Annotated in this window: 20 protein-coding genes; 16 read left to right on the top strand and 4 right to left on the bottom strand. The window is 40.6% G+C overall.

From position 1 onward, the window contains the following. Positions 1-74: 74 nt before the first annotated feature. From MKZ25_RS19200 to MKZ25_RS19185, 4 genes are read left to right on the top strand one after another with little or no spacing between them, the layout of a single operon-like run. Entirely contained in the window at positions 75-950 is an 876-nt protein-coding gene (locus MKZ25_RS19200) for a branched-chain amino acid ABC transporter permease (RefSeq protein ID WP_340802867.1), read from the top strand. 9 nt (positions 951-959) lie between these two features. Further along, entirely contained in the window at positions 960-1,898 is a 939-nt protein-coding gene (locus MKZ25_RS19195) for a branched-chain amino acid ABC transporter permease (RefSeq protein ID WP_340802866.1), read from the top strand. Beyond that, complete coding sequence (locus MKZ25_RS19190) at positions 1,895-2,671, top strand: ABC transporter ATP-binding protein (protein ID WP_340802865.1); 777 nt, start codon at positions 1,895-1,897, stop codon at positions 2,669-2,671. Before MKZ25_RS19195 ends, MKZ25_RS19190 begins: the two co-directional genes overlap by 4 nt. Before the next feature lies 1 nt (position 2,672). Then, positions 2,673-3,380 (top strand): ABC transporter ATP-binding protein, encoded by a 708-nt coding sequence (locus tag MKZ25_RS19185; protein WP_340802864.1) that lies wholly within the window; start codon positions 2,673-2,675, stop codon positions 3,378-3,380. Between the two features lie 68 nt (positions 3,381-3,448). Here the strand turns inward: MKZ25_RS19185 and MKZ25_RS19180 are convergent, their stop codons facing one another. Continuing rightward, positions 3,449-4,174, bottom strand: a complete 726-nt coding sequence (locus MKZ25_RS19180) for a DUF6904 family protein (protein WP_340802863.1) — start codon at positions 4,172-4,174, stop codon at positions 3,449-3,451. A 51-nt stretch (positions 4,175-4,225) separates the two neighbouring features. Further along, entirely contained in the window at positions 4,226-4,930 is a 705-nt protein-coding gene (gene rluF, locus MKZ25_RS19175; RefSeq protein ID WP_340802862.1) for a 23S rRNA pseudouridine(2604) synthase RluF, read from the bottom strand. 353 nt (positions 4,931-5,283) lie between these two features. Here rluF and adh point away from each other — a divergent pair, with 353 nt between their 5' ends. From adh to MKZ25_RS19150, 5 genes are all read left to right on the top strand, one after another. Then, positions 5,284-6,810: an aldehyde dehydrogenase gene (gene adh, locus MKZ25_RS19170; RefSeq protein WP_340802861.1), complete on the top strand. Its 1,527-nt coding sequence runs from the start codon at positions 5,284-5,286 to the stop codon at positions 6,808-6,810. 18 nt (positions 6,811-6,828) lie between these two features. After that, positions 6,829-7,185, top strand: a complete 357-nt coding sequence (locus MKZ25_RS19165) for a DUF779 domain-containing protein (RefSeq protein ID WP_340802860.1) — start codon at positions 6,829-6,831, stop codon at positions 7,183-7,185. Between the two features lie 116 nt (positions 7,186-7,301). Beyond that, on the top strand, positions 7,302-8,276 hold the full coding sequence (locus MKZ25_RS19160; RefSeq protein WP_340802859.1) for a DUF4003 family protein: 975 nt from the start codon (positions 7,302-7,304) through the stop codon (positions 8,274-8,276). 31 nt (positions 8,277-8,307) lie between these two features. After that, positions 8,308-9,738, top strand: coding sequence for an aldehyde dehydrogenase family protein (locus tag MKZ25_RS19155; protein WP_340802858.1), 1,431 nt, complete (start codon positions 8,308-8,310; stop codon positions 9,736-9,738). 64 nt (positions 9,739-9,802) lie between these two features. Then, on the top strand, positions 9,803-10,291 hold the full coding sequence (locus MKZ25_RS19150) for an acyl-CoA thioesterase (RefSeq protein ID WP_008407032.1): 489 nt from the start codon (positions 9,803-9,805) through the stop codon (positions 10,289-10,291). A 326-nt stretch (positions 10,292-10,617) separates the two neighbouring features. On the opposite strand, the gene MKZ25_RS19145 is transcribed toward MKZ25_RS19150, so the two are convergent. Next, positions 10,618-11,931 (bottom strand): globin-coupled sensor protein, encoded by a 1,314-nt coding sequence (locus MKZ25_RS19145; protein ID WP_340802857.1) that lies wholly within the window; start codon positions 11,929-11,931, stop codon positions 10,618-10,620. 146 nt (positions 11,932-12,077) lie between these two features. On the opposite strand from MKZ25_RS19145, the gene MKZ25_RS19140 reads away from it, so the two are divergent. The 7 genes from MKZ25_RS19140 (at position 12,078) to radA (ending at position 19,093) form a co-directional block, all read left to right on the top strand. Further along, positions 12,078-12,308 carry an acyltransferase gene (locus MKZ25_RS19140; RefSeq protein ID WP_340802856.1) on the top strand — a complete coding sequence of 77 codons (231 nt, stop codon included), beginning with the start codon at positions 12,078-12,080 and terminating at the stop codon, positions 12,306-12,308. 121 nt (positions 12,309-12,429) lie between these two features. Then, positions 12,430-12,735, top strand: coding sequence for a DUF4870 domain-containing protein (locus MKZ25_RS19135; RefSeq protein WP_340802855.1), 306 nt, complete (start codon positions 12,430-12,432; stop codon positions 12,733-12,735). Positions 12,736-12,937: 202 nt separating this feature from the next. After that, entirely contained in the window at positions 12,938-13,402 is a 465-nt protein-coding gene (locus MKZ25_RS19130; RefSeq protein WP_340802854.1) for a CtsR family transcriptional regulator, read from the top strand. 12 nt (positions 13,403-13,414) lie between these two features. Further along, positions 13,415-13,957 (top strand): UvrB/UvrC motif-containing protein, encoded by a 543-nt coding sequence (locus MKZ25_RS19125; protein WP_340802853.1) that lies wholly within the window; start codon positions 13,415-13,417, stop codon positions 13,955-13,957. After that, positions 13,954-15,051 (top strand): protein arginine kinase, encoded by a 1,098-nt coding sequence (locus tag MKZ25_RS19120; RefSeq protein WP_340802852.1) that lies wholly within the window; start codon positions 13,954-13,956, stop codon positions 15,049-15,051. Before MKZ25_RS19125 ends, MKZ25_RS19120 begins: the two co-directional genes overlap by 4 nt. After that, positions 15,048-17,492 carry an ATP-dependent Clp protease ATP-binding subunit gene (locus MKZ25_RS19115; RefSeq protein WP_340802851.1) on the top strand — a complete coding sequence of 815 codons (2,445 nt, stop codon included), beginning with the start codon at positions 15,048-15,050 and terminating at the stop codon, positions 17,490-17,492. Before MKZ25_RS19120 ends, MKZ25_RS19115 begins: the two co-directional genes overlap by 4 nt. A gap of 227 nt (positions 17,493-17,719) precedes the next feature. Continuing rightward, a complete protein-coding gene (gene radA / locus MKZ25_RS19110) occupies positions 17,720-19,093 on the top strand; it encodes a DNA repair protein RadA (RefSeq protein ID WP_340802850.1) in 1,374 nt (457 codons plus the stop codon). Positions 19,094-19,162: 69 nt separating this feature from the next. Here radA and MKZ25_RS19105 read toward each other — a convergent pair whose 3' ends face one another. After that, on the bottom strand, positions 19,163-19,810 hold the full coding sequence (locus MKZ25_RS19105) for an acetate uptake transporter (RefSeq protein ID WP_340802849.1): 648 nt from the start codon (positions 19,808-19,810) through the stop codon (positions 19,163-19,165). Between the last annotated feature and the right edge of the window lie 59 nt (positions 19,811-19,869).

Raw genomic sequence — 19,869 nt, 5'->3', positions numbered from 1 at the left:
TTTACGAGTAAGGGGGGCGGAACTAGCCTCCCTTTTTTTTTCATACATTAATAGAGAAAAAAGGAGTGAACTGTATGGAATGGATCCAACAATTAGTGAATGGTATTTCGCTAGGTAGTATTTATGCTCTGATTGCACTAGGCTATACAATGGTATACGGAATTATTAAGCTCATCAATTTTGCCCACGGTGACGTTTTCATGCTTGGTGCTTTTATCGGCTTTTATGCCATTGCACGCTGGGAAATGAATGTCTTTTTAGCCCTTATTATCGCGATGATACTATGTGCTGTCATCGGTGTAATTATAGAGCGTGTCGCTTATAAACGACTGCGGAATGCAACCCGTATCGCAGCCCTTATTACGGCAATCGGTGTCTCACTGTTAATCGAATATACGGTAATTTTCTTTAGGGGTCCTTCTCCAGAGGCGTATCCGACAGTATTTGCAACGAAGAATATTGAAATTTTCGGTGCACAGATCAGTACGCTGGCGATATTTATTTTATCTGTATCAATTTTCTTAATGATCTTATTACAATTCATTGTTCATAAAACAAAAATTGGTAAAGCAATGCGCGCCGTATCCCATGATGCAGATGCAGCTCGCTTAATGGGCATTAACGTAGATAATACAATTTCAGCCACATTCGCAATTGGCTCTGCACTGGCAGGAGCTGCGGGCGTAATATTTGGTATTTACTATACACGTATCGATCCGCTAATGGGAATTATGCCTGGTATTAAAGCTTTCATTGCCGCTGTTCTAGGTGGTATTGGTATTATTCCGGGAGCAATGGTAGGCGGTCTTGTACTAGGGGTTGTTGAAACAGTGGTTTCGGCGCTCGGATATTCGTTATGGCGAGATGCAGCCGCATTTGTCATCCTGATTTTAATTCTAATATTACGTCCAGCGGGTATTTTCGGTAAAAATACGCGCGAGAAAGTGTAGGTGAACAGCATGAAAAAATCGAAAATCTTTTGGGGTTATGCCGTCCTAGCACTTGTGATTTATGCAGTTGTTCAATTATTGATTTCAAACGGTGTTATCCAGTTCTACTATCAGAATATGTTCATCGCAATGTGTATCAATGTTATTTTGGCGGTAAGTTTACACGTCATTATCGGGGTTACAGGTCAGTTCTCAATAGGGCACGCAGGTTTCCTGGCTGTCGGAGCTTACATATCGGCAATTTGTACAATGAAACTTGGCATGCCATTTATTACAGCCATTTTAATCGGGGCCCTTGTTGCAGCACTTGCCGGATTACTTGTCGGAATTCCATCACTTCGTTTAAAAGGTGACTACCTTGCGATTGCAACGCTCGGGTTTGCTGAAATCATTCGTATTGTATTCGTGAATACCGACTATGTAGGTGGTGCAGCAGGCCTGCAAGTTGCCCATCAGTCTACATGGACATATGCTTTTTTTGCGACATTCATTACGATTCTCGTTATCTCCAACTTTACGAATTCGCGTCATGGCCGTGCATGTATTTCAATACGGGAAGATGAAATTGCAGCTGATGCAATGGGTATTAACACCACGTATTATAAAGTTGTCGCATTTGCCATCGGTTCGTTCTTCGCCGGAGTAGCAGGTGCCATCTATGCCCATAACTATTATATTATCCAGCCGACTGCATTCGGATTTTTAAAATCATTTGATATTTTGATATTCGTTGTATTGGGCGGACTAGGCAGTTTATCTGGTTCTGTTATCGCCGCAGTATTACTGACATTCGTATCTACGTATTTGCAGGACTTCCCGGAGACGCGAATGATTATTTACTCACTGATTTTAATATTAGTTATGCTTTACCGCCCTACAGGTTTATTAGGTTCAAAAGAGATTACAGCATACTTCAAGTTTGGTAAAAAAGGAGGTACACGTGTATGAGCGGTACACTTCTAAAAGTAGAGAATCTTGGTATTCAGTTTGGTGGCTTAAAAGCCGTTCAAAATGTAGAAATGCATATGAATCAAGGAGAGTTGATAGGTTTAATCGGCCCGAATGGTGCAGGGAAAACAACAACATTTAATATGCTGACAGGTGTATATGCACCGACTGAAGGCACAATTCAATTCAATGGAAAATCAATTAGCGGCTTGGACCCATACAAGGTGACACGCCAAGGAATTAGCCGGACATTCCAAAATATCCGCCTCTTTAAAGAGTTATCTGTACTGGATAATGTAAAGGTTGCCAACCATGGTTTGGCAAAACATAATTTAGTTTCAAGCATTTTCCGTTTACCAAGTCACTTTAAAGGTGAAGAGAAAATGGAACAGGAGTCATTGGCATTTTTGAAAATTTTCGGGCTTGATGTATACCGTGATGAGCTTGCAAAAAACTTGCCGTATGGAATGCAGCGTCGTCTGGAAATTGCCCGGGCCTTGGCTGCTGCACCAAAGCTACTTTTACTGGATGAACCGGCAGCTGGGATGAATGCAAAGGAAACGCATGATTTAATGGAGCTTATTGCTTTTATTCGTAAAGAATTTGATTTAACGATTTTATTGATCGAACATGATATGAACTTAGTTATGGGGATTTGTGAGCGAATTTACGTGCTTGACCACGGACAGTTGATTGCCGATGGGACACCTGAAGAGATACGTTCAAACCCGAAAGTAATTGAAGCGTACTTAGGCGAGGAGGTTACAGAATAATATGCTAATAATTAATGATATCGATGTATTTTATGGCAATATCCAAGCATTGAAAGGAATCTCCCTCGAAGTAAAGGAAGGTGAAATAGTAACACTGATCGGTGCCAATGGAGCAGGGAAAAGTACATTACTGAAAACCATCTCAGGTTTACTGAAGCCAAAGCGAGGTTCAATTGAATATTTAGGTACGGCTATTAGCGGAAAGCCGGCACAATCGATTGTAAAGGCAGGGCTTTCCCATGTACCTGAAGGACGTCGCGTTTTCTCAAATATGACGGTAGAGGAAAATTTGGAACTTGGTGCTTATTTACGGTCTGACCGTGAAGCTATAAAAAAGGATTTAAATCATGTATTTGAATTATTTCCACGCCTGTTAGAGCGACGCAAGCAGCTTTCTGGGACTTTATCTGGCGGTGAACAGCAAATGCTTGCAATGGGCCGCGCTTTAATGGCTAAGCCGAAGCTGATCATTATGGATGAGCCATCAATGGGTCTAGCCCCGCTTATGGTAAAAAATATCTTCAACATTATTGAAATGGTCAACAAAGAAGGCGTGACGGTACTTCTTGTAGAGCAAAACGCCCATATGGCATTATCCGTCGCCCACCGAGCCTATGTTTTGGAAACAGGCAAAATCGTCCTGACAGGTTCAGCAAAAGAACTGCAGGAAAGCGATGAAGTAAGAGCCGCTTATTTGGGCGGATTATAAAATGATAAAAGTCCGCTACTTTCAAATTGAAAATAGCGGACCTTTTATTATTAGGACTCCTAGAAAGGTTACCAAACGATCTTATCCTCTTCCGGATATTTGAATGTAAGCTCCACTTCATGGAATGACTGCTTTGAAATGCTTGTTACTCCTGAAAGCTGTTGAATGAGTACTTTATATGTCTCATCCTCTGTCAGAAAGCGCAGAGCGAACGAGGTAATATGTGCTGCACGTTCCTCTTTAGTTAATGATAAATACTCCAAATTTAAAATATCAACATACTGCGGTGCATAATGATGGAACAATGGAGATTTTGTATGAAGCCTCGTTAAAAACGCCACGTAATGCTCCTTTGTCATGAAAGAGGCGATCGCATCAGCAACAAGTGCCTGAAATTTACGAACCGATGTAACAGCGATGCTCCATTCCGAATTATTTATAGTCTGTTTATAAAGAGAAATGAAGTCATTTAATGCCAATGCTGCAAAAATAAGTTCAGGTAATAAAAAATTGACCCGGTAATAAATATTTCGCTCCGGAATAATCGCATTCATTTTCTTTCTTGTCTCTTTATTCATCCCATTTGGCACAAAATCAATATGGTGTTCGCCTTTGGAAGCCTGGCGCATTTTTAAACAAAATGATAATAAGCGCTGCCTTACTCCCTCGTAATGAAAGTATCGCTTTTCTTCCCCGATCACTTCATAAATTGCATGAATCACATCATCTAAATCCCAATAATCCCCACTTACTGTTAATCCTGTTAAGTTTTCAGTTGGTTTAATTGTCAGCATGATGATGCCCCCTTTGCATATAAAGGAACGTTCAAAACATGGGAACAGTACTTACTGTTTTGGTGTGTAGTTCAGTAATTGGAACAGTTCATTTTTTTCTTTATCTGTAAGGTCACGCCACTGTCCGACTTTTAAATTGCCGATATGAATATTCATAATACGAATGCGTTGTAATCGCTGTACCGAATAGCCAAGTGCAGAACACATACGGCGAATTTGGCGATTTAACCCTTGCTCTAAAATAATTTTAAACACTTTTGAGGAAACTTTTTCTACGCGGCAAGGTAATGTCGTTGTATCTAAAATTTCCACACCCGAGCCCATATCATGGATGAATTGATCAGTAATCGGCTTGTCCACCTGTACTACATATTCCTTTTCATGGTGGTTTTCTGCCCGTAAAATTTCGTTGACGATATCTCCGTCATTTGTAAGAAGCAGTAATCCCTCTGAATCTTTATCGAGACGTCCGATATGGAAAATACGCAGCGGATGGTTTATAAAATCCACCACATTTCCTTCGATATGCTTTTCCGTTGTACTTGTAATCCCTACAGGTTTGTTCAATACGATATATACTAGTTCTTCCTGTCGTTTTACAGGCTTACCATCAACTAATACTTCATCACCTGTTTCAACTTGGCTGCCGTTTGTCGCTACAATCCCATTGATTTTTACACGGCCGTCTTCTACCCATTTATCTGCACCGCGACGTGACACGATGCCTGTTTCTGCTAAAAATTTATTGATTCTCATAATTTTTCACCTACTAATAGAATATCCTCAGTATACAGAGTTTATCTGTACTTTTGTAATACTTCATTCGAAATGACACTTAAATATAGAATGAATAAACCTATCTTTACTGGAATTTACCCGTTTTATACATTTTTATTATAGTATTCTCTCTATTTTCAGTATAACAGAGTGGAGAATAATAAAATAATCAGAAAATTGTAGTTTAATATTTGAAATGATTCCATTTTTCTGACAATATAGTAGATGAAGATACCTCTCACAGAAGAGTGAGCTTTACAGCATGGATTTCATCATGGCCTTTTTATGAGAAGGTATGGTCACCATAATTTGTGCAAAGGGGAGAGATTTCAATGGCAGCAGTGTATCAAAATCCAAACACGGATGGCGCATTAGTAAATTTCAAGGAGCGTTACGACAACTTTATCGGTGGTAAATGGACACCGCCAGTAAAAGGGGAGTACTTCGACAATATTACCCCTGTAACTGGTAAAGTGTTTACCCAAGTTGCGCGCTCTACGGAAGAAGATATCGAGCTTGCTTTAGATGCAGCCCATGCGGCAAAGGATGCCTGGGGTAAGACATCGGCAACTGAACGCTCGAATATTTTACTGAAAATTGCAGATCGTATGGAACAAAATTTAGAAATGCTGGCCGTTGCAGAAACTTGGGATAACGGTAAGGCAGTACGCGAAACTTTGAATGCAGATTTACCTTTGGGCATTGATCACTTCCGCTATTTTGCGGGTGCTTTACGCGCACAGGAAGGGTCTCTTAGCCAGATTGATGAAAATACAGTGGCCTATCACTTCCATGAGCCGATTGGTGTCGTTGGACAAATTATTCCATGGAACTTCCCGTTACTGATGGCTGTCTGGAAATTGGCACCTGCTTTAGCTGCAGGAAACTGTGTCGTATTAAAGCCGGCTGAGCAAACACCAGCATCCATTTTAGTACTTGTTGAGCTGATTGAAGATTTACTTCCTCCAGGTGTGCTTAATGTTGTGAATGGCTTCGGTTTGGAAGCAGGAAAGCCGTTAGCTTCAAATCCGCGCATTGGGAAAATAGCGTTTACCGGTGAGACGACGACAGGTCGACTTATTATGCAATATGCATCACAAAATCTGATTCCGGTTACTTTGGAATTGGGCGGTAAATCACCGAACATTTTCTTCGAAGACATTATGGATGCAGATGATGCATTTTTGGATAAAGCGGTGGAAGGCTTTGTATTATTCGCTTTAAACCAAGGTGAAGTATGTACATGTCCTTCTCGTGCACTTATTCAGGAATCGATTTACGAGAAATTTATGGAACGAGTATTAAAGCGCGTTGAAGCAATTAAAACAGGTAACCCTTTAGATACAGATACAATGATGGGTGCTCAAGCATCATCAGAACAAATGGAGAAAATCCAATCTTATTTACAAATCGGTAAAGAAGAAGGCGCGGAATGCTTAATCGGCGGAGAGAAAAATGATTTAGGCGGCGATTTTGCAGACGGTTACTATATTAAGCCGACTGTATTTAAAGGTCATAATAAAATGCGTATTTTCCAAGAGGAAATTTTCGGTCCGGTTGTTGCTGTAACAACATTTAAAACGAAAGAAGAAGCATTGGAAATCGCAAATGATACATTATACGGGTTGGGATCGGGTGTTTGGACACGTGATATGAATACAGCTTACCGTTTTGGCCGCGGCATTCAGGCAGGCCGTGTGTGGACGAACTGCTACCATGCATATCCGGCACATGCAGCATTCGGCGGCTATAAGATGAGTGGTGTTGGACGTGAAAACCATAAGATGATGTTAAGCCACTATCAACAGACGAAAAACCTGTTAGTCAGCTATGATGAAAACCGCTTAGGCTTCTTCTAAGAGAGGGGGGTGCAAAATTTGGTTGAACGCGTTAAAGCAACCGAGGCAGCACTGCAATTGATCGAGAAGTTGAAAGAACGCCACGGACCTGTTATGTTCCACCAATCGGGAGGCTGCTGTGATGGTTCTTCTCCAATGTGTTATCCGGATGGCGATTTAATTATCGGCAACCAGGATATACTGCTTGGTCATATTGGTGGAAGTCCATTTTATATGCACAAAAACCAATATGATTATTGGAAGCATACCCAGATCATTATTGATGTCGTCGATGGACGTGGTGGAATGTTTTCGTTGGAAGGCGTTGAAGGAAAGCGCTTTTTATCTAGATCACGGGCCTTCACAAAAGAAGAGCTTGATGAGCTTCAAGTATAATGTTGTTAGAGGGGAATGCTGGTTAACAATCAGCATTCCTCTTTTTTGTAGAAGAAAAGCAAAATTTTTTCACTTCAAAAATTTAGGCGTATAATCAGAAGGAGGAGTGTGAACTGATGGATCAAACAACCTTTATACAATTACTAAAAAATAATAACGAGCGGATGGAGCTGTTTTTCGGAGCAGATATTCAAAGCAATGCCCTGATACCGTTAGCTGTACAATTTACATTTTCACGTGAAACATTCAATGGTCCTTTATTCGAGAAAAATGTAAAAGGTATACATAGTCAAAAGTCGAAGCAATCATTTTTCGAGTTTTTCTCTACACCATCAAATAAATCAGTTTTAACGTATAAAATGTTAGGACATTTCGTTTTGCATCCGCAGCCTGAACAGGAGCTTCATCGAGTAAGGTCCAATGAAAAGGCATTATTGAGTGCAGGGTTTAAAAGCAGCGGATATTTACGCATTGCAGCCCTTTTTTTAACGGACGAAGCACATGCAAAAAAAGCGAAAATTTTACATGATGAGATGAAAAAGCATCATTACTTCCTGACAGGAAAAGATGATATCCCCTACGCGGTTTTATTGACAAAGAAGCAAAGTAATCCAGTTAATCTTGCCGAAACAATGCGGAAATACTATGATGCACTGCACAGCGAAGGATTTAAAAACGGTGATGCCCTGCAGGCAATGACTCAGCTATTGTCATTATATGATGAAGAATTTCAGCCTGTATTGACTGAATATGTAGTTGCGATGAGGCAGTCATTTATAAATAGTGGTGTGAAAGTGGAGAGAAGATTTTATCCGTATTTAGCGTTGCTTGCTGTAGCAGGCGCTACATCAGAAGTTGTCGATGAAATTGTAGAAATGGAAAGGATGCTCGTCAAACTTTCGATGTTTATGGGGATGCAAGCGTATGCTTTAATGGTCGCTGTACAATTTGTGCTGGAAAATTTGATTGAAAATGATACATTATCTGATTTCAACGATAGTTTATTATTTATGCAGGCTCTTACAATGAGCGATTATATAGGAGATTTACCATTTCTATTGGCAATTGATATTCTCGATATAATTTTTTAAATTGGGTAAACAATAGTGAGGAGTGAATTAAATGAAAAAGACAAAATTATGGATTAATGGTCAATGGGAAAGTACCAATGATACAACTGAGTTAACAGCACCTTATACGGGAGAAGTACTTGCAAATGTAGCAAAAGCGACGGCAGCAGATGTGGAGCGTGCAATTGAAGGTGCCCATCAAACATTCCAGTCATTCAAAAAAACGACTGCTTATGAACGTGCGGAAATTTTATACAAAGTCGTGACGATCATGCGGGAACGTAAACAGGAGCTTGCAAAAATATTGGCGGATGAAGCGGCAAAACCTATTTCAGCGGGTATTGGCGAAATAGACCGTACGATTGCGACATACCAGTTCGCAGCAGAAGCGGCAAAACAAAGTACAGGCGAAACGATTCCGCTGGATGCAGCACCAGGTGTAAAAGACAGAATCGGCTATACGAAGCGAGTTCCATTAGGCGTAGTTTCTGCGATTACACCGTTTAATTTTCCATTTAACCTCGTAGCCCATAAATTAGGTCCGGCCTTTGCTGTGGGGAATACAGTTGTATTAAAGCCTGCATCCCAAACCCCGTTAAGTGCACTTGTGATGGCGGAAATCTTCAAAGAAGCAGGTTTACCGGATGGTGCATTGCAAATTGTGACGGGCAGTGGCGGTGAATTGAGCGAAACACTTGTAACACATCCGCTTGTAAAAAAAGTGACATTTACAGGTAGTGGTGCGGTTGGCCTAAAAATTAAAGAAAAAGTCGGTTTGCGGAAAATTACACTGGAACTTGGTTCAAATGCGGCACTTATTGTAGAACCTTCAACACCGCTTGAAAAAATTATGAAGCGTGGTGTAGGCGGTGCATTTGGATTTGCCGGACAAGTATGTATTTCATTGCAGCGCATTTATGTTCATACTTCGATTTATGATGCATTTACAAAATTATTTGTTGAAGAGACAAAGAAACTGGCTGTAGGGGACCCGCATGATGAAAAAACGGATGTGAGTGCCATGATTCATCCGGATGAAGTTAGCCGTATAAAAAACTGGATTGAAGAGGCGAAACAGCAAGGTGCAACGGTTGCAACAGGAGCTGAATTTACAGAGCGCACATGCTCTCCAACGGTCATGACGAATGTAAAAGCTGATATGAGAATTGTTTGTGAAGAGACGTTTGCGCCAATTGTATCGATTGTGCCGTATGAAACGCTGGACGAGGCTATTGCCCTTGTAAACCAATCAGAGCTTGCGTTAAATGCCGGGATTTACACAAATGTATTAACAGATGCGATGAAAGCTGCCGAAGAGATTGAAGCAGGCGCAGTCATCATTAATGATATTCCGACATTCCGTGTAGACAATATGCCGTATGGAGGCGTCAAAATGAGCGGATACGGTAAAGAAGGCATTAAGTATGCAGTAGAAGAAATGACCGATTTAAAATTTATTACAATGAAGTTGAATTATGAATAGTTTGTACTAGCACTTCCATCTTCTGAATAGTAACATGGAGTGTAGTTTAGAAAGGAGGAAGATTATGAAAAATACTCTGCCGATGAGCTTTTCAAAATCTATCCAAACACGATTAGTACTACCTCCTGATACAAATCACCATCAATCGATATTCGGAGGAAAAGTGTTAGCATATATTGATGAAATTGCGGCGATTGCTGCAATGAAACATTGCCAAGGTGAAGTCGTTACTGCTTCTTTTGACTCAGTGGATTTCGTATCCTCTGCCTATGCAGGTGACATGATCGAGTTGGAAGCTGTTGTATCTGGGACAGGTCGTACTTCGATGGAAGTATATGTACGGGTTGTATCAAGAAATATTAAGACAGGTGCAAAGAAACTAACGACGGAATCTTTCGTAACGATGGTTGCAATTGATGAAAACGGCAAGCCGAAAGAAGTACCGGGTGTAGAGCCGGAGACCGATTTTGAGCGGCATTTATTTGAAACAGGCCCGATTCGTCAGGAACACCGAAAACAAAAGCGAGCATTATCAAAAAAACGCCGTGCATAAAAATAGGTTTGGGACAGTAGTAGAAGTAATATTTTTAATAAGAGGAAAAGCCGTATTAAAAAACGGATATTTTATAAAATTGATTGGAATGGAGGGCGACTCCTGCGGGAATAGCACGACGCCTGAGACTTAAGAACAAAAGCTAAGAGCACCACGTCCTGTGGCAACGCTTTTGTGACCAACATCGTGTTGGCCTCACGCCGTGCCCGCGGAAAGCGTCCCGGAATGGAAATTAATTTTTAACGCTCAGCAAAAAACGCCGTGCTTAGAAAAAAGGATATCAAAGGCAAAAAGCCAGTTGATATCCTTCCTTTTATTTATGAAATTTAATCATGCAGTTCCTGAACAATGTGAAGCAATGAATCCGATGATGTTAACACATTGTTTGTTGTATGTGTCAAACCGGTAATAACAGATGAAATGGCATGAATGTCCTCATTCGTGTTTTCGTATTGCTTTTTAATACCATGCACTGCTTCCGTAATGGATGTAAAGGAATCCGCCAAGCTTTTTTGCGTATCGACACTCATTTTTACTTGCTCATCAACACTTGAAACAGAATCGGACATTTGTGAAATGCTAAGTTCTGTTTCTTTAATTAAATGAGAAACGTTTTGTACCGCATTTTTAGTTTCTTCAGCAAGCTTTCGGACTTCATCTGCGACTACTGCAAATCCTTTCCCGTGTTCACCTGCACGTGCTGCTTCAATAGATGCATTTAATGCAAGCAAGTTTGTCTGATCAGCAATGCCTGTTACTAATCCTACAATTTCGGCAATTTTCTTAGACGATTGACGCAGTTTAACCATGGAAGACTCCAATGTGTCTACACGATCCAAAATGTTTGTCATGATTGCTGTCTGGTTAATTAAATACGTAGTCCCTGTCGTTGATTTATTTTCTGTTTCAGCTACTAAATTTAATCCTTGAGTAGTATTGGAAGCAATCTCTTCCGACTGGGCCGCAATTTCCTCTAATGATACATTTGTCTGATCACTAATCTGCGTTAACTCTTGGGCAGTGTGCTGAATTCGCTCTACAATTCTGGATTTCATTTCCGAACTTTCAGTACGAATGCGTTGTTCTTCTTTTTCGTATGCTTCAATTACAAGCTGCTGCTCGAAGTTAATGAGTTTTGAGAAAGCATTAATTGCTTTAGCCATTTCTTTATTCGACATTTCGAGTTCACTTATAAAGTCGATGAAAGTTGTCGTTAGCGACTGGAATGAAGCAATATACCACTTTGATTGCAGACCGATTTTTACATGCACTTGTGCAATTGTTTGACGATCTTCAATATAACGTGAATCGATATTGCAATTGAACATTGCTCCTATATGCTTTGTTAATGTGCCTTTAAGGCGCTCCATTCGAGCTGAGCTTCCTATAATGTCTACAAGCTCAGGACTTAAACTAATCGCACTGTAAAACTGTTCTACCATTACCGGAACAAGTTGTTGTGCAAAAGGTTCAAGCTGCTTAATTACTGCCAAATCCTCTTTCGTTAATTTTAGCAGTTGAAGTTGTTTATGTAAGGTAGGATAGTTCGAAACATCCAGATTTACTTGCTGTGCATAATTAGCTATATCAAAATAAGGCTTGTTTGAAACTTTTGTTGCTCTTGAAAACAGAATACCCATGTTCTTCCTCGTTTCATGTATTATTAAATAATACTATTTTACTGTTTATATCGGTTGAAATCATTAAATTTCTATAAAGATAAAAAATTTACAGTAATTTGTATTTAAGGTAATATAATAACTAATTTAAATGGGTGCAGTAAATAATGAAAGGCGTTGTAATAATGAAATTTCATAAAGGGCGTTTAAAATATGTTTTACCCTTGTCACTCGGGGTGGCGATCGCATCATATATTATGCTAGTAAACAATTACGCTGAAGTAGGCGACCGTGATCGGATTTTAATAGTAATTGGAGCAACCATCTTAACGGCTGTTATTTCATATTTCTTATTTCCTCAAGAAGGGGACAACCCGAAAGATAGAGGCCCATACTGACTAAATATAGATGTCACTTAGAAATCTCGAAATAAAAATTCGGGATTTTTGTTCTCTCTATGAAACTTTTATGAATATTATCCGTAAATAAGCTAATAAACTAAAGTGAGGTTGATAACAAATGGAATCAAAATGGTCAAAAATTATCATTCATGCCAGTGCATTCTTTGCGCCGTTCCTAGTACCGATTCTGTTTTTCTTAATAAGTTCTGAGGATGAAGTAAAGCGAACAGCAATCCAAGCATTGCTTTTCCAGATTGTATTCGGGATTTTAATAGCGATTGCAGGAGTTCTTTCTGTGGTGTTAATTGGTTTACCATTCCTGTTAGTATTTTTCGCTATTTTCTGGATTGCCCCGATCATCGGTATTGTAAAAGCATTATCAGATCAGCACTGGAATTATCCAATTGTCGGTCGCTGGGTATAATTTATCCTCAATTTGGCAAAATTCATAAAAGCGGTAAGGTTTGTTTAAATACACCTTATCGCTTTTTTTACATAAATAGGGATTTGTTGATGTAAAAATAGGGAAACCTAAAGCAAGAGTGATTAGTTGCATTTCAAAAAATAAATATTGTATATTTAAGTCAAAGATAGTCAAAGTCAGTTGATGAGAGGTGAGAGACAGCATGAGGAATATATCTGACATAATTGAAGGGTATTTGAAGGAAGTTATTGAATTAGAGGGACAGGGACATATTGAAATAAAGCGAAATGAATTGGCAAAGCAATTTGCCTGTGCCCCTTCCCAAATCAATTACGTTATCAATACGCGTTTCACGACCGAGCATGGCTATTATGTAGAGAGTAAGCGGGGTGGTGGCGGTTATATTCGGATTTTGCGTGTAACAATCCACTCGAAGAAAAATTTGCTTGACGAAATGGAAACACAAATAGGTAACGCCATTGCCCAAACTAATGCTGAGCGTATTATTTTCCGTTTATTGGATGAGGATATCATTACAGAACGTGAAGCAAGCATTATGAAGGCCGCTTTAGATCGTGTCACATTACAGGTAGCTTTGCCGTTGCGTGATCAGCTGAGAGCACGCATTATGCATGCAATGCTACAAACGATTTCTTTTGAAAAGTAGAGGTGGATTATTATGATATGTGAGCATTGTAAACAGCGTCACGCTAATGTAACCGTTACTCAAGTTCACAATGGTCAAAAAGTCGAGCGTCATTACTGTGAAGTATGTGCCACTCAATTTCATCCATTTCAATTTGATGTAAATGAAGAGCCTGCATCTCTTCAGCAGCTTATTTCAAATTGGTTCAATTTTGTACCTGTGAATGCCAAGAAAGAAAGCACGACAACGAATACAGCCAGCCCAAAATCCTGTCCCTCCTGCGGTTTTACGTACCGACAGTTTTTAAAACAGGGCAAATTCGGATGCGGTCAATGTTATGAAACATTCAGCGAGCAATTACCACAGCTGCTTGAACGTCTTCAGGCAGGTACTCAGCATGTGGGGTACATGGAAGAAGGACCTTCAAAGGAAAAAGTAGAACAGCAAATCCAGGAGCTCCGAACAACCCTGCAGCAAGCAATTGCGGAAGAGCGATTTGAAGATGCAGCTTCCATACGTGATGAAATTAGGGAATTGGAAAGTAAAATAAAACAGGAAGGTGAGGGGAACGCATGAACATCGAGCATTTTTTAACGAATGCCAGTCCCAGCTGGATGCAGCACGAAAGCGATTCAGATATCGTCATTAGCACACGCATTCGGCTTGCTCGTAATATTGCCAATACTCGATTTCCGATTAGTTTTACAGAACAGGAAGCACAACTGATCGAAGAAAAAATGATGCAGTCATTATTGTCTTCGTATGATAATCCGTATCAGTTTTCCTATTTCCAAATAAAAGATATGCCGGTTTTACAACGCCAAATTTTAGTGGAGAAGCATTTGATCAGCCCAAATTTGGCCCGAAGAAAAAAAATTGGATCATTTTTTTTAACAAAAGATGAATCCATTAGCATATTAGTAAATGAAGAGGATCATATTCGCATACAAAGTCTTACGCAAGGGATGAATCTAAAAGAGGCTTTTGATAAGGCTCGTAATATTGACCGCTACTTAAGTAAGTCAATTACGTATGCATATGAAGACCGCTATGGTTATTTGACAAGTTGCCCAACAAATGTCGGAACAGGGCTTCGAGCATCTGTCATGCTACATTTACCAGCACTCACAATGATGAAACAGATGAACCCGTTAATTCAGATGATGACAAGGTTAGGAATGGTTGTGAGGGGTATATATGGAGAAGGCAGTGAAAATTTAGGGAATATTTATCAAATATCGAACCAGATCACATTAGGTAAGTCAGAAGAAACAATTTTACAGGAGCTTCAGGAAGTTGTGGAGCAGGTAATCAAAAAGGAAGAGCTTGCACGCAAAAATTTATTGATGCGCGCCCCCTCAGTGTTGGAAGATCGCTTAAGCCGTTCACTTGGTACTTTAAAGTACGCAAAAATTTTAACGAGTGAAGAAGCAGCAAGCTGTTTATCAAATGTGCGTCTTGGGGTAAGTTTAGGATTATTAGAAGCAATTTCACAGCGTAAACTAAATGAGTGCATGCTTATTATGCAACCTGGACTCATTCAGCAATATATTGGTACTACGTTACAACCGGCAGAGCGCGACATGTATCGTGCGAAGCTGTTGCAAGAAAAGTTAAACGAGCAAGATGAAGCTACAAACAATGGGGAAAAAGGAGAGGATTTTCTATGATGTTTAATCGATTCACACAACGTGCTCAGAAGGTATTACAACTTGCTCAAGAAGAGGCCATTCGTCTTAAGCATAAAGAAATTGGAACAGAACATATTTTACTTGGCTTAATTCGTGAAGGGGGCGGAATTGCCGCTAAAGCTTTGGAAGCAATTAATATTAGCCCTCAAATGATCGAGACTGGCATTGAGGAACTCGTTGGAAAAGGCACAGAAGATGTAGGACCTATCGTACATTACACACCGCGTGCTAAAAAGGTAATCGAACTTTCATTGGATGAATCGAGGAAATTAGGGCATGCCTATGTCGGAACAGAGCATATTTTATTAGCTTTAATTCGTGAAGGTGAAGGGGTTGCTGCCCGCGTATTGGCGAATACAGGTGTAAGCATCAATAAAGCACGCCAACAAGTTTTACTGTTATTAGGCAACAATGACTCAAACAGCAGCGGTAATTCAAGCATGACGCAAACAGTCAATACACCAACGCTTGATAGTTTAGCCCGAGATTTAACAGCGGTAGCCCGAGAAGGTTCACTTGACCCGGTTATCGGCCGCTCAAAAGAAATTACACGTGTTGTGGAAGTATTGTCACGCCGGACAAAAAATAACCCGGTACTAATCGGGGAACCAGGTGTCGGTAAAACGGCTATTGCAGAAGGTTTGGCTCAGCAAATCATCAATAATGAAGTACCGGAAACACTGCGCGATAAACGTGTAATGACACTTGATATGGGTACAGTTGTTGCAGGCACGAAATATCGTGGGGAATTTGAAGACCGTCTGAAAAAAGTGATGGATGAAATTCGCCAGGCCGGCAATATTATTTTATTCATCGATGAGCTTCATACATTAATCGGTGCAGGTGGTGCGGAAGGTGCAATTGATGCTTCGAATATCTTGAAACCATCATTGGCACGTGGCGAACTGCAATGTATCGGTGCGACAACATTGGATGAGTACCGCAAATATATCGAAAAAGACGCGGCATTAGAACGTCGTTTCCAACCGATTCAAGTTGATGAACCATCTGTTGAAGAAACAATCCAAATTATTAATGGTTTACGTGATCGCTATGAAGCACACCACCGTGTGAAAATTTCGGATGAAGCGGTAGAAGCGGCAGCCAAATTATCTGATCGCTACATTTCAGATCGCTTCTTACCCGATAAGGCAATTGACTTAATTGATGAGGCTGGTTCAAAAGTGCGCTTACGCTCTTATACTGTTCCACCTAATTTAAAAGAGTTGGAAGATAAATTGGAAGGCATCAAGTCTGAAAAGAATGCCGCTGTTTCTGGACAGGAATTTGAAAAAGCTGCTGCATTGCGCGATACAGAGCAGAAGCTGAAACAAGAGCTTGAACAACTGAAAAAAGAGTGGAAAGAAAAACAAGGTAAAGAAGAGTCTACAGTATATGTAGATGATATCGCGCAAGTGGTAGCGATGTGGACGGGAATTCCTGTTTCGAAAATTGCACAGGCCGAATCTGCGAAGTTATTAAACCTTGAAGAAGAACTACACAAACGTGTAGTTGGTCAGGGTGAAGCGGTAGAGGCAATCTCACGTGCTATCCGTCGTGCCCGTGCAGGCTTAAAAGATCCGAAACGACCAATCGGTTCATTTATCTTCCTTGGACCTACAGGTGTAGGTAAAACGGAACTGGCACGAGCACTTGCTGAAGTAATGTTCGGTGATGAAGATGCAATGATCCGTGTAGATATGTCCGAGTATATGGAAAAACATTCGACTTCTCGTTTAGTCGGTTCACCTCCAGGTTATGTTGGATTTGAAGATGGGGGCCAATTAACAGAGAAAGTCCGTCGTAAACCATATTCGGTTGTACTGTTGGATGAAATCGAAAAAGCGCATCCGGATGTATTCAACATCTTATTACAAGTGTTGGAAGACGGCCGCTTAACAGATTCAAAAGGCCGTGTGGTCGATTTCCGCAATACAGTAGTCATTATGACATCGAATGTCGGGGCAGATGCCTTGAAATACCGCAAACATGTAGGATTCAGTGCTGGTGTAAATGCATCGAAAGAGAAAGACATGAAGAGCACAATGCTGGAAGAACTGAAAAAGGCGTTCCGCCCAGAGTTCTTAAACCGTATTGATGAAATGATCGTGTTCCATTCATTGGAAAAGGATCACTTAAAAGAAATCGTATCATTAATGGCGAACTCTTTAACGAAGCGTCTAAAAGAGCAGGATATCGAACTGCAGCTTACCGATGCGGCGCTTGTGAAAATTTCGGAAGAAGGCTATGATCCGCAATATGGTGCGCGTCCACTACGCCGTGCATTACAAAAACATGTGGAAGACCGCTTATCCGAAGAGCTGTTAAAAGGTACATTGGATAAGACGCAAACAGTTGTACTTGACTATGCAGATGATGAGTTTGTCGTACGTACACAAGAAAAAGTAGCAACGAATTAATAAACCAGACGAGGCGGGATAGCTCCTGCTTCGTCTTTTTTTTAGATTATCATTTAAGGGATTGGAGCAATTGTAAGCTAAATGCTCCGGTCACAAGCGCCAAATTTAAAGTAATGCAGAATTGGGCTGAAAGGCTGTACGAAAAAGAATATTGAGGACGGAATAGTGGGTATTCGATTTTATTTCATGTACAATTATAAGAACAAACATTCGAAGGAGCTAGCAAAATGGCAAAAAAGAAGTCTAAATTTATGTGCAGCAGCTGTGGCTATGAAGCGGCAAAATGGATGGGGCGCTGTCCTGGCTGTGGTGAATGGAATACGATGAATGAAGAAGTGGAGGTCATCACTAAAGGGCCGCGTGGTGCGTTCCAGCATTCTACAACTGCGACAAAGGCAACACCTATTATCCAGGTGGAAGTACAGGAAGAAACGCGTATTGCTACAGAAATGAATGAGTTTAACCGTGTACTTGGAGGGGGTATTGTACCTGGTTCACTAGTGCTGATAGGCGGTGATCCGGGTATCGGGAAGTCAACATTACTACTGCAAGTATCCGCGCTGCTTTCCAATCAGGGAAAACGTGTTTTATATATTTCCGGTGAGGAATCTGTACGTCAGACGAAGCTGCGTGCAGAGCGTTTAGGTGTACATACGCCGGAACTTTATATTTACTCGGAAACGAATCTGGAGTTTTTAAATCAAACAATCGATGAGGTACAGCCGAAATTTGTTATTGTCGATTCGATTCAAACGGTACACCATCCGGAAGTGACAAGCGCACCAGGCAGCGTGTCGCAAGTACGTGAATGTACAGCAGAACTGATGCGTATTGCAAAAACGAAAAATATCGCTATTTTCCTTGTAGGCCACGTGACAAAAGAAGGGCAGATTGCCGGTCCGCGTATTTTGGAACATATGGTAGATACGGTGCTTTACTTTGAAGGGGAACGCCACCATAACCACCGGATTTTACGCAGTCAGAAAAACCGTTTTGGTTCTACAAATGAAATTGCGATTTTTGAGATGCTCCAAGGAGGATTAAAGGAAGTATTGAATCCATCCGAGCTGTTTTTACAGGAGCGTTCCCAAGGTGCCCCCGGTTCAACGATCGTTGCATCGATGGAAGGGACTCGTCCAATCTTGGTGGAAATTCAGTCGCTTGTTACGCCAACGAGTTTCAATTATCCGAAGCGTATGGCAACGGGGGTCGATCAAAATCGTGTCCAGCTATTAATGGCCGTACTGGAAAAACGTATGGGTATGATGCTTCAGGCACAGGACGCCTATATTAAAGTTGCCGGCGGCGTGAAGCTGGATGAGCCGGCGATTGATTTAGCTGTATTAACAAGTATCGTTTCAAGCTTTAAAGATCAGACAGTACGTCCGACAGACTGCTTTATCGGGGAAGTAGGATTAACTGGTGAAGTACGCCGTGTTTCAAGAATTGAACAGCGTGTACAGGAAGCGGCAAAGCTAGGATTTAAACGTGCCTTTATTCCAGCCTCCAATATTGGGGGCTGGGAATTCCCGCCGGACATTCAAATCGTTGGCGTCGAAACAATCAGTGATGCACTCCGTGAATCTTTCCAGAATTTATAGAAATACGTTTTTAGTAATGAGTAAAAAAGAGGCATGAAAAGTGAACATACTTTTCATGCCTCTTTATAATTAAGCTTTTACCGTTTTTTCTTTCTTTAAAAATGCTTCTCTTGTAAAAATGCCAAAAGGCTTTCCAATCGGCAGGAAGTTGAAGCCGAAATGCTTGTTCAGTACATTGGCCCCCGCACCGTAAAATGATAAAAGAGCAATGATTAACTCAGAGTAAGCTGCTAGTAAATGCATACCGTGCTCCATAATTCCAAATGAGCTTAATGCCAGACCGATAAATAAGAAGTCGATCATTACGAAAATGGAGAATAGAACTTTATTTGTTTCAGCTGCACCAATCGTCATAAATAGGGTAAAGATTAAATAACCTAAATACACAACACCGAGCTGAGTTGTATCAGCGGATGCCTGTAATGTTTCACCAAATACACCGGCTTGAACGAACCAGCTCATACCTACACCCATCCAGAATAAACCGTATGCGCCGAATGCAGTCGTACCAAAAGTATTATTATGCTTGGAATCTAATACAGATGCATAAAATTGTGCAATACCCCCTAGAAATATTGCCCAAGGAATAATCAAACCTAAGCCTTCTGTCCAGCCTAATTTTTGAGTGGAAGCAACAAATGTTACAATCGCCAAGCCGAATAAACCAATTGCAGACGGGTCAGCAGTAGAAATTTTTACTTCTTTTACAGTATTCAAAACGTATTCTCCTCTTCTAAGTTGAAATTTTCTATTATAGTAGAATAATATCTACATTA

The organism is Solibacillus sp. FSL W7-1464 (assembly GCF_038004425.1).
GTDB lineage: Bacteria > Bacillota > Bacilli > Bacillales_A > Planococcaceae > Solibacillus.
Note: the sequence above shows the minus strand (reverse complement) of the source record. Positions and strands in the feature narration are given on the sequence as shown.